This is a genomic window from Bradyrhizobium sp. WYCCWR 12699, from assembly GCF_032144035.1.
Taxonomy (GTDB): Bacteria; Pseudomonadota; Alphaproteobacteria; order Rhizobiales; family Xanthobacteraceae; genus Bradyrhizobium.
Map to the genome: position 1 here is coordinate 422,431 of NZ_JAVTJN010000039.1, position 18,760 is coordinate 441,190.

Genomic DNA, 18,760 nt, shown 5'->3' on the forward strand with positions numbered 1-18,760 from the left:
GCCGCTCAGCTCTTCTTGTAGAGGCGCTTGCCCATCACCCAGGTCTCGTCGACGCAGCGGTCGTCACCGACCATCATGACGGCGAACAGCATGCTCGCGGCCTCGTCCATCGTGCGCGGGCCGGCGCCGTCGGCAATCAGCGACTGGTGCCAGGTTTGCGCGGCCTGCCCGCCGTTCGGATCGAGCGCGACGAAATCGGCCTCCTTGCCGGGCTCGAAATTACCGAGCTTGTCGTCGATGTAGAGGCCTTCGGCGCCGCCGAGCGTGATCGACCAGAAGCCGCGATAAGGCGAGAGCTTGTTGCGCTCGGCCTCGGCAAGATCCTTGCGCGTTGGATCGATGCTGCCGTCGAGCAGCGTGTTGTTGCACATGCCGACCTTGTAGGCGTCGTCGAGCACGGAAATCATCGAGAAGCGGTTGCCGCCGCCGACGTCGGTGCCGAACGACATCTTCACGCGGTGCTCCGGATCCGTGGCGCGGCCGAGGCGGAACAGGCCGCTGCCGAGGAACAGGTTCGAGCACGGGCAGAACACCACCGCGGCGCCCTTCTTCGACATGCGGCGGAATTCGTTGTTGGAGAGATAGACGCCATGGCCGCCGGAGAATTTCGGCCCGACCAGGTCGAACTTCTCGTAGACGCCGAGATAATCCTGGCAGTCCGGGTGCTCGACCAGCACGCCACTGCACTCGGCCGGATTCTCGGAGATGTGGGTGTTGACCCAGCAATCGGGATGCTCGTGCTTGAGCCGCTGGCACGCCTTGAGCAATTCCGGCGAGGCGCCGAAGGCGAAGCGCGGTGTGATGGCGTAGAGGTTGCGGCCCTTGTTGTGATATTCCGCGATGAGCCGCTTGCTGTCGCGATAGAAATTCTCAGGCGTATCGATGAAATCGGCCGGCGCGTTGCGATCGATGCCGGTGAGGCCCGCGATGACGCGCATGTTGCGGCGGGCGGCCTCCTCGAACAATTCCTCGGTCGAAACCGGCGAGGAGCTCGTGAAGGCCTGGCAGGTGGTGGTGCCGGACGCCAGCAGCGCGTCGAGGAAACGCTTCACGCCCTCGCGCGCATAGTTGCGATCGCGGTATTTGAGCTCTTCCGGATAGACCCATTTCTGCAGCCACGGCAGCAGCTGCTCGCCATAGGCCCCGAGCACGCGGGTCTGCGGCAGATGGATATGACCGTCGATGAAGCCAGGGACGATGATGCGGTCCTTGATATGAGTGACCTGCACGCCCGGATGCGCAGCAGAGATCATGTCGTAAGGACCGAACGCCTTGATGACGCCATCCGTGACGACCATGAGGCCGTCCTGGTGAAAGCGCGCGGCGGCCTGCTCGTTGCCGACGTGCTTCCAGGGATCATCGACGAAATCGAAGAACGTGCCGCGAATACCGACGCTGGTCATGAATGGGTTCCTCCCTTAGGTCTGTGTGGCGTGGCGCACTGACGGCAGCGAGATCGCAAGCAGCGCGCCCGCAATTGCGCAGAGGCCGAGATAGAGCCATCCGATCGGCGCCTGCGTGGCTTCAGGCAACACCGCCGCGATCGCCATGGCGCCGCTGACGGCGAGGTAGCAGAGCGCGCTGATCAGGCCGCCGATCAGGCCGTGGTCGCGTTCGAACAGGCCGAGCGCCATGCCGTACATCATCGGGCACAGCACGCCGCAGCCGCCGAGCACCAGCGCGCCGCCGATCGTGATCGACACGAAGTCGAGACCGACCGTCATGCCTGTCGCGGTCAGCACCGCCGAACCGGCAAGAAACAGCGCGAAGGCGCCGAAGCCGAGGACGCGCGCCGGCATGAAGCGCGCGAAATGCGCGCAGCCGAGCTCGCCGGCGAGATTGACGCCGCCGAGGCCGAGCGCGACGAGGCCGTAGATCGCCGCCGAGTAGCCGAGACCGGTCTGATAGAAGAACGGCGCGACGACGCCGAAGGCGAGCTGCGCGCTGGCCGCCGCGGCAAAAACAAGGACGAAAGCCAGGAAGCCCGGACGCAGCAGCGCATTGCGCAGGATGCCGGCCGTGCGGCGCGGATCGAACGGTGCCCGCCGGTCAGCGGGCAGCGTCTCTGGGAGAAGGAATGCGACGATCCCGGCTACGATCGCCGCGGCGATGGCGATGATGACGAAGACGCCGCGCCATGAGGTCAGCTCGACGATGAAGCCGCCGGCCGCTGGCGCCAGCACAGGCGCAAGCCCCCAGGCCGCGCCAAGCAGACCGGAGATCGCCATGAGCTCACGGCCGCGAAAGCAGTCGGCCGCGACGGCATAGGCGACGACGAGGCAGGTGCAGCCCCCGATGCCTTGCAGGAAGCGCAAGCCGAGCAGCAGCGAGGCGCTGGTGGCGAGCGCGCAGGCGATGCTCATCGCGACGAGTACCGACAGACCCGCGAGCAGAACTTTGCGGCGACCGAGCGTGTCGGAGGCGATGCCGACCGGCACCAGCGCGAGAGACATGCCGAGCATGTAGGCGGTGACGGTGTTCTGCATCGAGGCCGCGTCGGTGGCGAGATCCACCACCATCTGCGGCAGGCCGGGCGTATAGGCATCGAGCGGGATCTGGCTGAACGGCACGACGCACAGCAGGATCGGCACGATCCCGCTCCTGGCGCGACCGGCGTCCGAAGCGAGTGCAGTCATGAATTACGCCCCCTCGATTCCCGCGGGCCCGTCTTTTCGTGCGCGCAATGAGAGGCGACGATGCGGGTTGCGGACATTGACGCGCGGAACGTGCCAGAACTGTGTGTAGAAATTCTTAGGACGTACCGGCTGATGCCCTGGCCGTCGTCCTCCAAAACAAAAATGCGAAAACAACCCCATGCAAAGTACAAATCGTTGGAGAATCTCGCTCGCGGGTAGCTCTCACTCTGCGCGCGCGCAGATTTGACACGTCGGGCAAAACAGGCGCACGGTTACATCATCAGCCCAGGATCAACTCGCCATTGAACCGACCCATTAACCTGTCGGAAGGCATGAGCAACGGCGACCAACTCGCGGCCCATCCGCGTCGAAGTGCGCTCGATTCGGATGACGGAGCCCAAGCTGCGATACAACGGAGTTCATGATGCAGAAGGAATTGAACGCAGATGCCGGCGACTTGAGCTTTGGCTCGATCAGCACATTGCTGAGCGCCCTGCACGCCAGCAAAATATCTGCGTCGGAACTGCTCGAACATACGATCACGCGCATCGAGGCGCTGGACGGACAGATCAACGCGATCATCGTTCGCGATTTCGATCGCGCGAGATCGGCTGCGCGCGCCGCCGATGCTGCGCTTGGCCGCGGCGAGCGGCTGCCGTTGCTCGGCATTCCCGTGACCTTGAAGGAGCCGTTCAACGTCGCCGGCCGGCCGACGACATGGGGCTTTCCGCATTTCAGGGATTTCAAGCCGGCGGAAGATGCTCTCATCGTCTCGCGCCTGAAGGCGGCGGGCGCCGTCATCATCGGCAAGACCAACATCCCGATCGGCCTCAGGGATTTCCAGAGCTACAACGAGATTTACGGGACGACCAACAATCCGTGGGACCTCGGCCGCTCACCCGGCGGCTCCTCAGGCGGATGCGGAGCCGCCCTCGCGGCGGGCTTCGGTCCGCTCTCGATCGGGTCGGATATCGGCGGCTCGATCCGGGTGCCCGCGCATTTCTGCGGCGTGTTCGGACACAAGCCGAGCCTCGGCCTGGTGCCGCTGCGCGGCTACAGCCTGCCGCCGGCCCCGCCCGTTCCCGGTCAAGGCGATCTCGCCGTCGTCGGGCCGATGGCGCGCACCGCCTCCGACCTCGCGCTGTCGCTCGACGTGATTGCCGGTCCCGATGAGACGCGCGACGGGGTCGGCTATCGGCTTGCACTGCCTCCCGCGCGCCACGATCAGCTCGAGGATTTCAGGATTCTCGTGGTCGATACCCATCCACTGATGCCGACGAGCAATGCGGTGCGTTCTGCCATCGGGCGATTGGCCGAGCGGCTCGAACGAACCGGCGCGCGCGTTGCTCGTTCAAGCGCGGCCCTGCCCGATCTCGCCGAGTCCGCGCGGCTCTACATGAGGCTGTTGAACGGAGCGAGAAGTCCGCGCCTGACGGCGGCCGCGCTCGCCGAAGCGCAAGCAGCTGCCGCGACACTTTCGCCAGACGACCGCAGCCTGCAGGCCGAGCGCGCCCGCGGCTGGGGCATGAGCCACCGCGACTGGCTGGCGGCCGACGCGGCGCGGTTACAGCTGCAACAGAAGTGGTATCAGTTCTTCCGCGAGTTCGACGCGGTAATCTATCCGGCCGCGGCCGTGCCGGCCTTTCCGCAAGACCAGTCCGAGCCGTTCGACGCGCGGCAGCTCGACATCGACGGCAAGCTCTACAACTACGCCGATGCCTGCTTCATCTGGGCCGACCCGGCTTCGACCTGCGGACTGCCTGCAACCGCCATCCCGATCGAGCGCGCGCCGTCGGGCCTGCCGATCGGCGTCCAGATCATCGGGCCGTATCTGGAGGACCGCACGACGATCGCGCTCGCCGGTCTGATCGAACGCGAATTCGGCGGGTTCGTGGCGCCGCCGGGGCTGGCTGCAAGTAATCTGCGCGATGATCGAGGCCGGCAGCGTTGACAGCGGCGACCAAGTCGTGCGGTCGCGACATGTCACGACGCGCCATGGACATTCAGCTCCGCCGGACTCAAGGCTGATGACCTAACCTCACGATCATGTTGGGGTGACGTTCACTCAAGGCTTTCAGTTGGAGCAGGCTCTTTCGTTCGCTTTCCCGCTCGAAGGTGAAGCTTCCGGGCTCGACACCATGCTCCCACCCCCAGCGGGTATGGCAAGCATCGCCGGTAAACAGCACCGGCCCCGTTGGGGTGCGGGCGAGATAGGAGAGATGGCCGGCCGTATGTCCGGGGGTCAGGATCGCAAACAGTGAACCATCGCCAAAGACATTGATCACGCCTTCCAGTTTCCCATCGGGGTCCTTCGTGAACTGAAACTCCTGGATTGCGGGTCTACCTTCAGAGAAGCGATCCTCCATCCCCTGAACGACGACGTTTTCGAACTTCTTCTCCTCAGCCTCACCGGGGCCTGTGTAGAACGGAACGTCTTTCGGAACGTCTGGCATTCCGGAGATATGATCGAAATGGAGATGGGTCATGAGGACGCCTTTGAGCGGAACCCCCTCCGATCCGATGGCCGACAATGCATCTTCCCGAACTTGAAGCTTATCCATTTTCGCAAGACTTTTCAGCACCCATGGCACACCGACGCTCTTGGGGTCCTCGGCAAACTGCTTTGAAACACCCGTATCGATCATGAAGAAGCCCTGCGTTGGGTGCCGCACGAGATGCGCATGGATCTGGATAGGCTCCTCGTGATCTGTGAGGCCCGCCTGAACGGCTTTCGGATCTTTCAAATTGATCAGTCCCGATAGATCGGCTTTCCAATCCGAACTCGCGACAGTCCTGACCGCGATCGGTCCCGGTTGATTGATCAGGGCTTCCATGGCCGACGAACTGATCGGTTTGCCAAGGCCGGCTGCGGCAATCGCAAAGCGGGCCAAGGATTAAGAGGAAGGCTCGCCCAAACGCGCCGCTTGCCGCGAGTATTCTCGTCGCGACACGACCATGACTATCTCTCCCCCGACTGCGCCTCGACCGCCTGCACCGCGACATCAGCGACCTGTCGCAGCGCTTCACGATCGGCGCCGGAGGACGCCATCACGCCCATGCCGACCGACACCGCCGAAACATAGCGCGCGAGCGCCGCGGGATCGGCGCTGTCCTTGAGATCACCTTCGGCCTTGGCGCGGACGAAGCGAGCGCGGAGCTGGTCTTCGTTCTGGGCGCGGCGGGCGGCGAGCTCGAAGGGGACGTTCTCGGACCCGGTGCCGCAGGCGATGCCGCCTTGCACAAGCAGGCAGCCGGGCGGATTGGCGGGATCGGTCTGTTTGTCGGCGATGCCCATCAGCATCCGCTCGGCGACGGCGCGCGCGGTGGGGGCCGCGACCACCTCGTCCATCCACGCGCCGCGCAATTTGCTGTAGCGATCGAGGGCGGCCTTGAGCAGGCCTTCCTTGTTGCCGAAGCAGGCATAGAGACTCGGTGGGTTGATGCCCATGGCCTCGGTGAGCTGGGCGATCGTGGCGCCCTCATAGCCATGGCGCCAAAACACTTCCATCGCCTGGTCCAACGCCGTTTCGGCGTCGAATTCGCGGGGGCGTCCCATGCGCATGTGCTTGTCTCCTCGGAATCGGCGGGCCTCGTGAGCCTAACGCCAGTCCCTATCTATTTGTTCTGACTTTCTTTTTCTTGTGTCTTCCAATCGTCGCGGTATCGGCGTACAATTTTCTTAGCGACTGATACATAAGTATCTTGCGCTGCGGTATCCAGCTCCACATCTGTAGTGAACACTACATATCTGGAGCGCGCAAATGCCCCCCTCCCAAGAAACATCTTCCGCCGGCCGTTTTCGCCGTCTTCTCGGCGGTGTCGCTATCGTCGGCGCCCTCGCCGCCGCCGGCTCGATTGCGACCGGTCACTACTTCCACGCCGCCCAAGCGACGGCAACGGCCGCCGCGGCCGAACAAGCCGTCCCCGTCACGGTTGCACTGATCGAACCCAAGCAGACCGCGCTGTGGGACGATTTTTCCGGTCGGCTCGAGGCAATCCAGCGGGTCGAGCTGCGCCCGCGGGTCGCCGGAGCAATCTTGTCGGCGAATTTCACCGAGGGTGCGCTGGTGAAGGCCGGCGACGTCCTGTTCAAGATCGACCCGGCGCCCTACGCGGCCGAGGTCGACAAGGCCAACGCCCAGCTCGAGGCGGCCAAGGCGCGCGTGGTGTTCACCACCAGCGAGGTCGAGCGTGGCGCGCAGCTCGTCGGCAACGCCGTCGTGACGCGGCGCGATTTCGATCAGCGCGAGAACGCCAACCGCGAAGCGATCGCCAACGTGAAGGCGGCCGAGGCAACGCTGCAGACCGCAAAGCTCAATCTCGACTACACCGAGGTGCGCGCGCCCGTAGACGGCCGCGTCGGCAAGATCGAGGTCACCGTCGGCAACCTCGTCGCCGCGGGCACCGCCTCCCCGGTGCTGACCTCGCTGGTCTCGGTCAATCCGATCTACGCCTCGTTCGATGCGGATGAAGAGATCGTGCTGCACGCGCTGAATTCCATTGCGGACAGCTCCGGCCAGCGCGGCAAGCTCGACCAGATTCCGGTGGAGATGACGACCTCCGGCGGTCTGGCGGCGAAAGGCCATATCCAGCTGATCGACAACCAGGTCAACGGCCAGAGCGGCACGATCCGTGTCCGCGCGGTGTTCCAGAACGATGACGGGCGTCTCATCCCCGGGCAGTTCGCCCGCGTGCGCATGGGCCAGCCGAAGCAGCAGACGCTGGTGATGATCGACGAGCGCGCGATCGGCACCGATCAGGACAAGAAGTTCGTGATGGCGGTCGGCGACGACAGCCGCGCGGTGTACCGGCCGATCACGCTCGGCGGCGCCGTCGACGGATTGCGCGTCGTCACCGAGGGCCTGAAGCCCGGTGATCGCATCGTCGTCAACGGCCTGCAGCGCGTGCGGCCTGGTGCGCTGCTCAAGACCGAGGTGGCGGCAATGGGTGCGCGGGGGCAGCAAGCTTCCAATCACAGCAACCAAGACGTGGTGCAACGCTGACGTCATTCCGGGCGCACGCAAGCGCGAACTACGGTGCGCAATTGCGCACCTGAGAATCTAGAAATTACAAAGCTCCGATCACCTCACCTCTGGATTCCGGGTTCGCGCGTGCTACGCGCCCCGGAATGACGGGGGAGTTGCCGGAGAACCGAACGATATTGCCCAGGGGCAAGGCCATGAATCTCTCAAAATTCTTCATCGATCGTCCGATCTTCGCCGGCGTGCTGTCGGTCGTGATCTTCCTTGCCGGCCTGATTTCGCTGTTCGCGATGCCGATCTCGGAATATCCCGATGTCGTGCCGCCCTCCGTCGTGGTGCGCGCGACCTATCCCGGCGCCAACCCCAAGGTGATCGCGGAAACGGTGGCGACGCCGATCGAGGAGCAGATCAACGGCGTCGAGAACATGCTGTACATGTCGAGCCAGGCGACCACCGACGGCGCGATGACGCTGACGGTGACGTTCCGCCTCGGTACCGACCCCGACAAGGCGACGCAGCTGGTGCAGAACCGCGTGCAGCAGGCCGAGCCGCGCCTGCCGGCCGTGGTGCGCCAGCTCGGCATCATCACCAAGAAATCCTCGCCCGACCTCACCATGGTCGTGCATCTCTTGTCGCCCAACGGCCGCTACGACATGACGTATTTGCGCAACTACGCCGTGCTCAACGTCAAAGACCGGCTGGCGCGGATCGACGGCGTCGGCGACGTCCAGCTCTATGGCGCCGGCGACTATTCGATGCGGGTCTGGGTCGATCCGCAAAAGGCCGCCGAGCACGGGCTGACCGCGAGCGATATCGTGAGGGCGATCCAGGCGCAGAACGTCGAGGCCGCCGCCGGCGTGGTGGGCTCCTCCCCGAACGTGAAGGGCATCGATCTCCAGCTCTCCGTCAACGCGGAAGGCCGGCTCGCCAACGAGGACCAGTTCGGGGACATCGTGGTCAAGACCGGCACACGCGGCGAAGTCGTACGGCTGCGAGATGTCGCGCGCATCGAGCTCGGGGCCTCCGAATACGGCCTGCGCTCGCTGCTCGACAACAAGCAGGCAGTGGCGATCCCGATCTTCCAGGCGCCTGGCTCCAACGCGCTGCAGATCTCCGACAATGTCCGCGCCACCATGGCCGAGATCAAGAAGAACATGCCCGAGGGCGTGTCCTACCAGATCGTCTACGACCCCACACAGTTCGTGCGCTCGTCGATCGAAGCGGTGATCCACACGCTGCTGGAAGCGATCGCGCTGGTGGTGCTGGTCGTGATCCTGTTCCTGCAGACCTGGCGCGCCTCGATCATCCCGCTTCTGGCTGTGCCGGTGTCGATCGTCGGCACATTTGCCGTGATGCATGTGTTCGGCTTCTCCATCAACGCGCTCAGCCTGTTCGGCCTCGTGCTCGCGATCGGCATCGTCGTCGACGACGCCATCGTCGTGGTCGAGAATGTCGAGCGCAACATCGAGGCCGGGCTGTCGCCGCGCGATGCCACCTATCAGGCGATGCGCGAGGTCTCGGGGCCGATCATCGCCATCGCCATGGTGCTGATCGCAGTGTTCGTGCCGCTCGCCTTCATCTCCGGCCTCACCGGGCAGTTCTACAAGCAGTTCGCGCTGACGATCGCGATCTCGACCGTGATCTCCGCCGTCAATTCGCTGACGCTGTCGCCAGCGCTGTCGGCGCTGCTGCTCAAGGGCCACAACGAGCCGAAGGACCGGCTGACGTTGATCATGGAGAAGGGCCTCGGCTGGTTCTTCCGCGGCTTCAACAAGGCCTTCACACGCTCCTCGGAGAATTACAGCGGCACCGTCACCAAAGTGATCTCGGGCAAAGCCGCCGTGATGGGCCTCTATGTCCTGCTGGTCGGACTGACAGCTCTGTTGTTCCAGCAAGTGCCGAGCGGCTTCGTGCCGGGCCAGGACAAGCAATATCTCGTCGGCTTCGCCCGCCTGCCCGACGGCGCGACCCTCGACCGCAGCGAAGAGGTGATCCGCAAGATGAGCGACATCGCGCTGACCCAGCCCGGTGTCGAGAGCTCGGTGGCCTTTCCCGGCCTGTCGATCTCCGGCTTCACCAACTCGTCGAACGCCGGCATCGTGTTCTCGACGCTCAAACCGTTCGACGAGCGCAAGGATGCGGCCCTGAGCGGCAATGCCATCGCGGCCGAGCTGAACAAGAAATATGCCGGTATCCAGGAAGCCTTCATCGCCATGTTCCCGCCGCCGCCGGTCAACGGCCTCGGCACCATCGGCGGCTTCAAGCTGCAGATCGAGGACCGCGCCGGCCTCGGCTATGACGCGCTGAACGAAGCGACCAAGGCGTTCATGACGGCGATGCAGAAGGCGCCGGAGATCGCCGGCGTGTTCTCGAGCTTCCACGTCAACGTGCCCCAGCTGTTCGCCGACATCGACCGCACCAAGGCACTACAGCTCGGCGTGCCCGTGACGGAGGTCTTCAACACGCTGCAGATCTACCTCGGCTCTTACTACGTCAACGACTTCAACAAGTTCGGACGCACCTATTCCGTCCGCGTGCAGGCCGACGCGCCGTTCCGCGCGCGTGCCGACGACATCAGGCAGTTGAAGGTGCGCTCGTCCTCGGGCGACATGGTGCCGTTGTCGGCCCTGCTCAAGATCCGCCAGAGCGCGGGGCCGGAGCGCGCAATCCGCTACAACGGATTCCTGTCGTCCGACATCAACGCGGCGGCTGCGCCCGGCTTCTCCTCGGGCCAGGCGCAGGAAGCCGCGACGCGGATCGCGGCGGAAGTGCTGCCGCAGGGCTTTGCCTTCGAATGGACCGACCTGACCTATCAGGAGTTCATCGCCGGCAATTCCGGCCTCTGGGTGTTCCCGCTGGCGATCCTCCTGGTGTTCCTGGTGCTGGCCGCGCTCTATGAGAGCCTGACGCTGCCGCTCTCGATCATCATGATCGTGCCGATGGGGCTTCTGGCTGCCATGTTCGGCGTGTGGATCTCCAAGGGCGACAACAACGTCTTCACCCAGATCGGCTTGATCGTGCTCGTGGGCCTCTCGGCCAAGAACGCGATCCTGATCGTCGAATTCGCGCGCGAGCTCGAATTCGCCGGGCGGACGCCGATCCGGGCCGCGATCGAGGCGAGCCGCTTGCGGCTTCGCCCGATCCTGATGACGTCGATGGCCTTCATCATGGGCGTGCTGCCCTTGGTGCTCTCGACCGGCGCCGGCTCGGAGATGCGGCGGGCCATGGGCGTTGCCGTGTTCTCCGGCATGATCGGCGTCACCGTGTTCGGCCTGTTCCTGACGCCGGTGTTCTATGTGCTGCTGCGGACCATCACCGGCAACAAGCCGCTGGTGCATCACGGCAGCGACATCAGCGCCGCGCCGGTTCAGACGGCGGGTCACTAAACCAGGGAAACTCCTGATATCAGCAATAGAACGAGCACGGTCTTGCGAAAGACCGTCTCGTTGACGCGATGGAAGGCGATCACGCCGAGCGCCGAGCCGGCAAACAATGCCGGCAGGCTGATGGCGAGATCGACGAAGACCTTTGACGACAGGTCCTGGTGCCCGACCAGCAGTGCGATGGCAAAGACCTGCATCGCCGCAATGAACGGCTGCACCAGGCCGCGTTGCTCGCTTTTGGGCATGCCGCGCATGTCGCACCATATCGTCGGGATCGCACCGGGCATCGCCGTGAGGCCACCGACCAGCCCTCCCCCGAAGCCGATCAGCGCGACCCAGTGCCGGCCGACGGCCTCACCGGCCGTCACCAGCGTCGGCCGCAGCAGCATGTAGGCGGCATAGAGCGAGACGATGATGCCGAATCCGCGCCTGAGCAGGTGCGTGTCCGTAGACTGCAGCAGCGACACTGCTATGGGAACGCCGATCAATCCGCCGACGATCAGCATCAGGCTGCCCTCCCAGCGGATGTTGCGCCGGAGCGCCCACAGATTGGTCGCCTGCACGCCGATGCTGCACGCCATCATCAGCGGCACGGCTTCGAGCGGCTGAAACACCCGCAGCAGGATCGCGCCGGCGACCGCCGAGAACGCGAAGCCGGAGAGTCCCGAAACGAAGGCCCCCGCGAATACGGCAACGCTCAACAGAATCAGAGTCGTGACATCAGGCACGGACCGTCCTCCGATCAGTCGGTTGGAATCTGCGAAGCCTCGGCATCCAGCCCCTCGGAGCAGACGGCCGTCTCGTGCGGAAACGGCGTTTGCATCGCGTGGGCGTGGGACCGCTCCAGGATTGCGAGACCGATCAGTTGAAGAGCGACGAGCGCCGCGGTCAGAACGACCGCGACGATGTTGAAATTACGCGCGCTCGAGGGCCGGCTGGCCGGCGGGGCGCCCGCGCGCATCAGATCCGTGGGCATTTCCTGAAATATCCTCTTTCCTGCTGACCGAAATGACGTCGTTCAAGAGCAATGGTTGGTCCGGCTTAGCCAGCAAATGGTGATAGCGCTGCAACGCGCGCCGCGCGTCGATCTTGCGCTGCTCGTGAAATACAGCACCGACGCGAGCTAAGATGTCTCGGAACTTGTCGGCCATAACAAGTGACGTCCTTCGCATGACGATCTCCTCTCAACCTGCGCGAGAGAATGACGGGATTCACTCCAGCCTGCTGTGAGTTGCTTCACAGAAGCATCTGATGGGTCGAACAAGAACTCGTGTGATGCTCTCTAGAAGAGGACAAAAAAAATCGCGTCATTCGATCGTATGACGCGCGATAACTTTCTAATGATGTTGCTGTTTGAACCCAGCGCGAGCTGCAGCGATCAGTCAGCGGCGCGGCTGCGCGTCAGTGCAGAAGCGGATTGGAAAATCCCGCCGCGAGCTTGACGAGATCGGCCTGGCGGGACACGCCGGTCTTGGCGAAGACCCGATGCAGGTGTGTCTTCACCGTCGTCTCGGCAATTCCCAGCGCCGCCGCGGTCTCCGGCACACCGCCGACCTCGACGATCGACTGCAGAACTCTCAGTTCCGCAGGCGTCAACTCGAACGTGCGGTCGATCAGGCCGGCACATGAGCGGCTGTCGAGTTCCGCTTTCCAGACGAGCAAGGCTCCGACCGCCGACGTCCGCTCCGTCGCGCCATCGCGCAGCAGCGACGGCAGCGCGATCACATGAGCGACGTAGTACGACCCGTCATGCGACGTCAGGGGGATTTTTCGGCCCTCGGCCGCCGCCACCGCAACCTCTCCCGGATCGCGGAAGATATTGCGCAGGGCCCGGTTTGCATCGGGCGATCTCGTCACCAGCCGGCCGGATATGGAGCGCAGGACATCGTCGGTCGCCAGGATCGTCTCCGCGGCCGGATTGCTGTGGACGATCCGGCAGGCCGCATCGAGCAGGACGACGCCGGCATTCAGGCGATCCACGACGTCGGCCAGCGCAGTCGCGCGTTGCTGTTTCCGCTCGATCGCGCGGTTGATCAGCAGCGCCCGGCTCGCATGCGGGACCAGCGACTGCATGCGCGCGCGTTGCCCGGCGTCGAGCATCTCCCGGCCCGGGATGACGGTCATCAACATCGGACACGGCGACTTCGATTGCTCGAGCACCACGTTGGCGACGTCGACGCAGCCCTGGGGGCGCAGCCATTCCTGATAGAAGCGCCCGCGGCGGTACTCGTCGAAATTCACGAGGTCCGGAATGTTGCGCACCTCGCCGTACTGGGGCAGCCGGGCGAGCGGATCGTATTGCGAATAGGTTTCGGAATAGAGCTGGATGTAGTGCGGATCGACCCCGCAGTAATAATGAGTCGCACCTGACTTGCTGACCGTATCCTTCGAGATCAGGCCGCAGGCCTGGCTGCCGATGAACGCATTGAGCATGACGACGACCTCGCCCCACAACTCAGGGTGGAGCCCTGCATCATAGATGCTCTCGATCAGCTCGGCGTGATTGGGAACTCGGGACATCCGAACAGCCATGGTCAAACGCGATTGCGGAATTGTTCTACACGCCCGGAGGCTATGGTGAGTCTGTCCCGGCGACAAAAGGTTCAACGCCCACTGCGGTCGTGCCGGTCAATTGACGAGCGGATTGGCAAACCCTGCCGCGAGCCTGACGAGATCGGCCTGCCTGTTGACGCCGGTCTTGGCGAAGACGCGATGCAGATGCGTCTTCACCGTGCTTTCCGCGATGCCCAGCGCGGTCGCCGTCTCCGGAACGCCGCCGATGTCGACGATCGACAGCAGCACGCGGAGCTCTGTCGGCGTCAGGTCGAAGGTCCGCCCGATCAATTCGCCCCAGGATTGTCCGTCGAGCGACACCTTGCGCAGCAGCAGCGCGCCGGCGGCATCGACGACGCGCTCGCTGCCGTTCCGCAGCACGGAGGACAACGGCAGCATATGAGCGACATAGCGCTCGCCCGTAGACGACAGCAGCGGCATGGCCTGGCCGCGAGCGGCAAGCAGCGTGCCGTTGCGGCCCGCAAATGCGTCGCGGAACATCTGATTGGCTTCGTTGCTGCTGGTCACGAGCTGTCCGGCGATGGTGCGAACCACGTCGTCGGCTGCAAGCAAGGCGTGACCGGCCGAATTCGCGTGCACCACGCGGCAGAAGGCGTCGAGCAGGAAGATTCCGGCCGTCAGATTGTCGAGGACATCAGCCAGTGCCGTCGCCAGCGTGAGTTGCGCGGTCATGGTGCGGTTGATCAGGAGCGCGCGGCTGGCGTGCGGCACGAGGAGCGAGAGGCGATGCTTCATGCCGGGATCGACCATGCGGCGGCCCGACAGCACGGTCATCATCACGGGGCAGCTCGCATTCGACATCTCGAGCACGACGTTGGCCGCATCGCTGCAGCCCTGCGGCTGCATCCATTCCTGGTAAAAACGCCCCTTGCGATATTCTTCGAATTCGACGAGGTCCGGAACACTCACAACCTTGCCTTGTGGCGGCAAGACCGTGAGCGGATCGAACTTCGCATGCGTGTCGGCATAGAGCTGGATGAAATGCGGGTCCGCCCCGCAATAATAGTGAGTGACGCCGGATTTGCTGATCGAATCCTTCGAAAACAATCCACAGGCCTGGCCGCCGACGAAATCGCGCACGCCGGCGACGACGTTGTTCCAGAGCGTGGGATCGAGCCCGGCATCGTAGATGGATTCGACGAGGTCTGGCAGTTTCTGCGGTCCGGGCATGGCTCGAAATGGCACTGGAATGATCAATGCCGGCGAGATTAACACAGCTGACGCATGCGACATCCTCCGATCGGAGGAGGCGCCGGCCGGGCGGATGGCACCCGGCCGGCGGCATCGCGTTCGAGCCGCCAGGGCTGATGTCGGCTCAGAACGCGACGCGAACGCCGCCTTTCGCCGTGCCGGTGCGGCTCTGGTCGGACATCATCACGCCCTCGACCGCGCCGAACACGGACACGTTGCGGCTGGTGCGATAATCGAAGCCGAGGCCCGCCACCGCACCGACCGTGCTGCGGCTGCCGGGCGTCACGAACGACAGGTTCTGCCCGAGCAGCACCGCGTTGATGCCGGTGTCGCCGGCCCGCTGGAGCGCGATCACGCCACCATGGATGTTGGCCTTGAGCTCACCGCCGGCAAAGGCGGTGACGCGCGAGAGATCGACCTCGCCGCGCTCCTCGAAGTCCTGCAGCGTGCGGCCACCGATTGCCAGCGACTGTGCCGACCCCGTCTCGCTGTAGCCGTCGAACCGGCCCGCGACATAGCGCAGCCGCGCCGTCGGCGTCAGCACATAGCCGTTGCCGATGTTGAGCCTGTAACCGTAGGCGACCTCCGGGCTGATATACCAGCCGCTGTAGTTCGCCCGCGCCGTCTCCATGCCGCCGACCGCAGCATTGTTCAGCACCAGCCGGCGCGATCTGTTGTCCGCATTGCCGCCCTGCAGCGAGAAGTCAAAAAACTGCGAGGCCCACTCGAACCGGCTGTAGACGCCGGCGAACACGTAATTGGTGTCGACATTCTGCGAATTCAGATCGACCGAGAGGCCGCCCTGCCCGCCACCGAGGAAGGCGCCGACCAGCCAGTCCGGCCGCACCTTGCGGTCGAGGCCGATCGCCCCGCCCCACGCCGTCGAGGTCGCACGCAGCGTCGATGCCGTCTCGTCCTGGATGCGCTGGCCGCCAAAGCTGTTGGCCCACACCGTGATCGGCGCGGGATCCGTCCACAGGCTGCGCGGTGCCTTGGTGAAGGGCCCGGCCTGCGCCGTCTCCGGCGCATAGGCCATCGCCATCATGTTGCTGCCGGCCGGCCCGGCGCCGCCGCTGAGGCGGCCCTGCACCAGTGACGACACGCCGCCGGTAAAGTCCATCAGCGTGCGATCGGTCTGCGCCAGCGCGGTGGGATCGAGCGTGGCAAGCGTCAGGCCGGAGACGACCGAGGGGCCGTTGAAGTTGCCGTTCGAGACGTTCGTCTTGATGGTTCCCTCGAAATTGATGAAGGTCGGCAGATTGACCGTCGTCAACGAGGATACCTTGCTGCTGATCGGCGACAGATTGACGTTGACGACGTCATTGCCGAAGCCGAAATCGACCACGCCGTTGATCTTCGAGCCCGGCAGCAGCGTCAGCGTGTCGGCCGCGTTCGACAACAGGATCGCGGTGCCGCCGGTTCCGATGATCGTACCCGAGTTTGTGATGTTCGCGGCACCGCCCGAGCTGATACCGGTCCCGCCGGAGATGATGCCGGAGTTGAACAGAGTCGCGGTAGTAGCCGCTCCGACCGCCCCGCCCGCAGCTCCCGAGATTGAACCCGCATTGTTGACGACAAGAGGCCCCTGCGAAAGGACGCCGTGGACACTGCCCGAGACGACACCGCCCGCAGCGTTCGTCAAATTGAGGCCATCGAAGGCCTGGATGCCGTAGCGCCCTGAGATAGCACCGGCATTGGTGATTTTCGCTTGCCCCGAGGCGTAGACCGCTGGAGCTGTCGGCGCACCCTGGATGGTGCCCGAGTTGCTCAAGGTGAGATCACCGAAGACTTGAACCGCACTTCCAGCCACCGACCTAAGGATGCCGGAGTTGCTGATATAGGCGGACTGCGCGTCGATGGCGGCTCCGCCTAGGGTGGACTCCATGATGCCAGCATTGCTGACCTTGACGTCGATGCCCCTGACAGCAAACTGACCGGCGGAAATCAAACCACCTGCCGCGTTCTCGACGGTTACCGTGCCGGCGGAGAGGACTCCAATTCCGCCGCCAACCCCGCCCTTGATCGTCCCTGCATTGAAGACGCTGGCGTTGGTGCCCGCAGAAGCTGCGACAGCACCAAAGCTCGTGCCCTGGATCGTGCCGCCGGCATTGTTCTTCACAACAGCATCTATTGATGAGCGGATCGCGTAGCTTTCACCCGAGATCAGACCGGTGTTGGCCGTTACATTCACTGTATCGGCGTCGATGCCGATGCCTCCGGTCGCCAGTGCGGATATTGTCCGGCATTGGCGATCGTCGCGGTGGTCGCCCGGATGGCCTTGCCGTTGGCGTCGAGCGCCGAGATCGTGCCGCCCACACCGTTGGAAATTGTTGCCGTGTTTGCCAAAATACCACGTGTGCCGCCGGAGATGAGGCCAGTATTTGCTGACACCACCACCGCATCCGCTTCGATAGCCGCACCGTTGGTAACCTTTGCGGATATTTCACCGGCATTGGTCACCGTCGCGGTACCGCTGACAACAAAGACGGCAATGCCGCTTGGGCCGGTGGCCTCGATCAGCCCGCCTGCGTTATTGTTGATGGTAGACGACGTGATGGCAGAGATCGCGGCGCGAGAACCTGCAATACGACCAGTATTGCTTGCAATCGTCACGACGTTGCCGGATATCCCCGTTTCGGCGGTGCCAGGCGCGGAAATGATGCCGGCATTGTTGATCAAGACGTTGTTGGTGGCAACGATCGCGAAACCGTTCGATCCGCCGACGAAGATACTACCCCCGCTATTGTTCGTGACCGTGATATCGGTCGCGTTGATCCCGAACCGATCGCCGAAGATGGAGCCCGAGTTGGTGACGTTGACCGTCTTCGCCGAGATCGCGGTGGCGTCCGTGCCGAATGCCACGATCGTGCCGGCATTCTCAAGGTTGACTGTCCCAGCGAGAGCGCTGATTGCGACACTGTTCGCACCGCGCGCATCGACGAGGCCGGTGCTCGCGTTGTTCAGATCCACGCCGTTGAGCGCGGCTATCCCGATTTGACCGTTCGTTACATCGGTGCGAATCGAGCCGGCATTGTTGACCGTACCCATGCTCTGCTCGATACCGATATGGGTGCCGATGACGCTGCTCCCCACAGAGATGTTGATCGTATTGCCGCTGTCCGTGGCGGTCCCGTAGCCGGTCGTCCCGTTCGCGTCGGTCGTCGTTCCCGCGCAATTCACGATGGCGCCGCTAACCGGAGACGGAGGCGTACAGGCCGCCTCGGCGCGACCGCCGAGGACTGATGGCATCAGCGCAAGCGTAAGCGCGGTGGTCGATCCCCAGCGCAGGAGCCGGCTGCGTTGCGCGGCGGACCAATTCCTTCCCAGCATCTCTATATCCCCAGACGATTTCACAAGCCGGATGCGCCATCCCTCGCTGTCCGCGGCAAGGGCGGGACGGAGATCGAAACGCATGATTCTTCGATCGGCAGCGTAGGCACGCGGGTTCCTGCCGGCTTGGAGAGAAACGTCCGCGGCTTTGCCGGAAACGAACTGGCGTACAATCCGGAAAACCTGTTTGCATGAACGCCATAGAACAGCACGCACTCGCGTTCAGAACGCGACGCGAACGCCGCCTTTCGCCGCGCCGGTGCGGCTCTGGTCGGACATCATCACGCCCTCGACCGCGCCGAACACGGACACGTTGCGGCTGGTGCGATAATCGAAGCCGAGGCCGGCCACCGCACCGACGGTGCTGCGGCTGCCCGGCGTCACGAACGACAGGTTCTGCCCGAGCAGCACCGCGTTGATGTTGGTGTCACCGGCCCGCTGGAGCGCGATCACGCCACCATGGATGTTGGCCTTGAGCTCGCCGCCGGCAAAGGCGGTGACGCGCGAGAGATCGACCTCGCCGCGCTCCTCGAAATCTTGCAGCGTGCGGCCACCGATTGCCAGCGACTGTGCCGACCCCGTCTCGCTGTAGCCGTCGAACCGGCCCGCGACATAGCGCAGCCGCGCCGTCGGCGTCAGCACATAGCCGTTGCCGATGTTGAGC

General features: G+C 64.2%; 14 protein-coding genes. 3 read left to right on the forward strand and 11 right to left on the reverse strand.

Annotation, left to right across the window (positions count from 1 at the left end; all coding sequences use genetic code 11):
• Positions 1-5: 5 nt before the first annotated feature.
• Both guaD and RPS27_RS32865 read right to left on the reverse strand, forming a co-directional pair.
• A complete protein-coding gene (gene guaD, locus RPS27_RS32860) occupies positions 6-1,403 on the reverse strand; it encodes a guanine deaminase (RefSeq protein ID WP_212069467.1) in 1,398 nt (465 codons plus the stop codon).
• Positions 1,404-1,418: 15 nt separating this feature from the next.
• Complete coding sequence (locus tag RPS27_RS32865) at positions 1,419-2,636, reverse strand: multidrug effflux MFS transporter (protein WP_212069469.1); 1,218 nt, start codon at positions 2,634-2,636, stop codon at positions 1,419-1,421.
• Between the two features lie 424 nt (positions 2,637-3,060).
• Between RPS27_RS32865 and RPS27_RS32870 the strand changes: the two genes are divergently transcribed.
• Positions 3,061-4,587, forward strand: a complete 1,527-nt coding sequence (locus RPS27_RS32870) for an amidase (RefSeq protein WP_212069472.1) — start codon at positions 3,061-3,063, stop codon at positions 4,585-4,587.
• 67 nt (positions 4,588-4,654) lie between these two features.
• On the opposite strand, the gene RPS27_RS32875 is transcribed toward RPS27_RS32870, so the two are convergent.
• Positions 4,655-5,527 carry an MBL fold metallo-hydrolase gene (locus RPS27_RS32875; protein ID WP_249132543.1) on the reverse strand — a complete coding sequence of 291 codons (873 nt, stop codon included), beginning with the start codon at positions 5,525-5,527 and terminating at the stop codon, positions 4,655-4,657.
• A gap of 68 nt (positions 5,528-5,595) precedes the next feature.
• Positions 5,596-6,198, reverse strand: a complete 603-nt coding sequence (locus tag RPS27_RS32880) for a TetR/AcrR family transcriptional regulator (protein WP_212069474.1) — start codon at positions 6,196-6,198, stop codon at positions 5,596-5,598.
• A gap of 199 nt (positions 6,199-6,397) precedes the next feature.
• On the opposite strand from RPS27_RS32880, the gene RPS27_RS32885 reads away from it, so the two are divergent.
• Together RPS27_RS32885 and RPS27_RS32890 are read left to right on the forward strand one after the other, a co-directional pair.
• A complete protein-coding gene (locus RPS27_RS32885; protein WP_212069476.1) occupies positions 6,398-7,639 on the forward strand; it encodes an efflux RND transporter periplasmic adaptor subunit in 1,242 nt (413 codons plus the stop codon).
• A gap of 176 nt (positions 7,640-7,815) precedes the next feature.
• Positions 7,816-11,004 (forward strand): multidrug efflux RND transporter permease subunit, encoded by a 3,189-nt coding sequence (locus RPS27_RS32890; protein WP_313754949.1) that lies wholly within the window; start codon positions 7,816-7,818, stop codon positions 11,002-11,004.
• Here the strand turns inward: RPS27_RS32890 and RPS27_RS32895 are convergent.
• The 7 genes from RPS27_RS32895 to RPS27_RS32925 all read right to left on the reverse strand — a co-directional run.
• The gene (locus RPS27_RS32895; protein WP_212069478.1) at positions 11,001-11,729 is read right to left on the reverse strand and encodes a sulfite exporter TauE/SafE family protein; all 729 of its coding nucleotides are present in this window, start codon (positions 11,727-11,729) and stop codon (positions 11,001-11,003) included. The genes RPS27_RS32890 and RPS27_RS32895 overlap by 4 nt on opposite strands.
• Before the next feature lie 186 nt (positions 11,730-11,915).
• On the reverse strand, positions 11,916-12,152 hold the full coding sequence (locus tag RPS27_RS32900; RefSeq protein WP_249132544.1) for a hypothetical protein: 237 nt from the start codon (positions 12,150-12,152) through the stop codon (positions 11,916-11,918).
• A gap of 250 nt (positions 12,153-12,402) precedes the next feature.
• Positions 12,403-13,521 carry a helix-turn-helix transcriptional regulator gene (locus RPS27_RS32905; RefSeq protein ID WP_211418131.1) on the reverse strand — a complete coding sequence of 373 codons (1,119 nt, stop codon included), beginning with the start codon at positions 13,519-13,521 and terminating at the stop codon, positions 12,403-12,405.
• Positions 13,522-13,629: 108 nt separating this feature from the next.
• On the reverse strand, positions 13,630-14,745 hold the full coding sequence (locus tag RPS27_RS32910; protein WP_212069481.1) for a helix-turn-helix transcriptional regulator: 1,116 nt from the start codon (positions 14,743-14,745) through the stop codon (positions 13,630-13,632).
• 145 nt (positions 14,746-14,890) lie between these two features.
• Positions 14,891-16,885 (reverse strand): autotransporter domain-containing protein, encoded by a 1,995-nt coding sequence (locus RPS27_RS32915; protein ID WP_313754951.1) that lies wholly within the window; start codon positions 16,883-16,885, stop codon positions 14,891-14,893.
• A gap of 68 nt (positions 16,886-16,953) precedes the next feature.
• The gene (locus RPS27_RS32920) at positions 16,954-18,180 is read right to left on the reverse strand and encodes a hypothetical protein (RefSeq protein WP_313754952.1); all 1,227 of its coding nucleotides are present in this window, start codon (positions 18,178-18,180) and stop codon (positions 16,954-16,956) included.
• Between the two features lie 138 nt (positions 18,181-18,318).
• On the reverse strand, positions 18,319-18,760 hold a 442-nt coding region (locus RPS27_RS32925), incomplete at its 5' end, for an autotransporter domain-containing protein (RefSeq protein WP_313754953.1).

Excerpts from the sequence above, each read along its gene's own strand:
- guaD (WP_212069467.1), bottom strand. The coding sequence starts at position 1,403 with ATGACCAGCGTCGGTATTCGCGGCACGTTCTTCGATTTCGTCGATGAT.
- RPS27_RS32865 (WP_212069469.1), bottom strand. The coding sequence starts at position 2,636 with ATGACTGCACTCGCTTCGGACGCCGGTCGCGCCAGGAGCGGGATCGTG.
- RPS27_RS32870 (WP_212069472.1), top strand. The coding sequence starts at position 3,061 with ATGCAGAAGGAATTGAACGCAGATGCCGGCGACTTGAGCTTTGGCTCG.
- RPS27_RS32880 (WP_212069474.1), bottom strand. The coding sequence starts at position 6,198 with ATGCGCATGGGACGCCCCCGCGAATTCGACGCCGAAACGGCGTTGGAC.
- RPS27_RS32885 (WP_212069476.1), top strand. The coding sequence starts at position 6,398 with ATGCCCCCCTCCCAAGAAACATCTTCCGCCGGCCGTTTTCGCCGTCTT.
- RPS27_RS32890 (WP_313754949.1), top strand. The coding sequence starts at position 7,816 with ATGAATCTCTCAAAATTCTTCATCGATCGTCCGATCTTCGCCGGCGTG.
- RPS27_RS32900 (WP_249132544.1), bottom strand. The coding sequence starts at position 12,152 with ATGGCCGACAAGTTCCGAGACATCTTAGCTCGCGTCGGTGCTGTATTT.
- RPS27_RS32905 (WP_211418131.1), bottom strand. The coding sequence starts at position 13,521 with ATGTCCCGAGTTCCCAATCACGCCGAGCTGATCGAGAGCATCTATGAT.
- RPS27_RS32910 (WP_212069481.1), bottom strand. The coding sequence starts at position 14,745 with ATGCCCGGACCGCAGAAACTGCCAGACCTCGTCGAATCCATCTACGAT.
- RPS27_RS32920 (WP_313754952.1), bottom strand. The coding sequence starts at position 18,180 with ATGCGTTTCGATCTCCGTCCCGCCCTTGCCGCGGACAGCGAGGGATGG.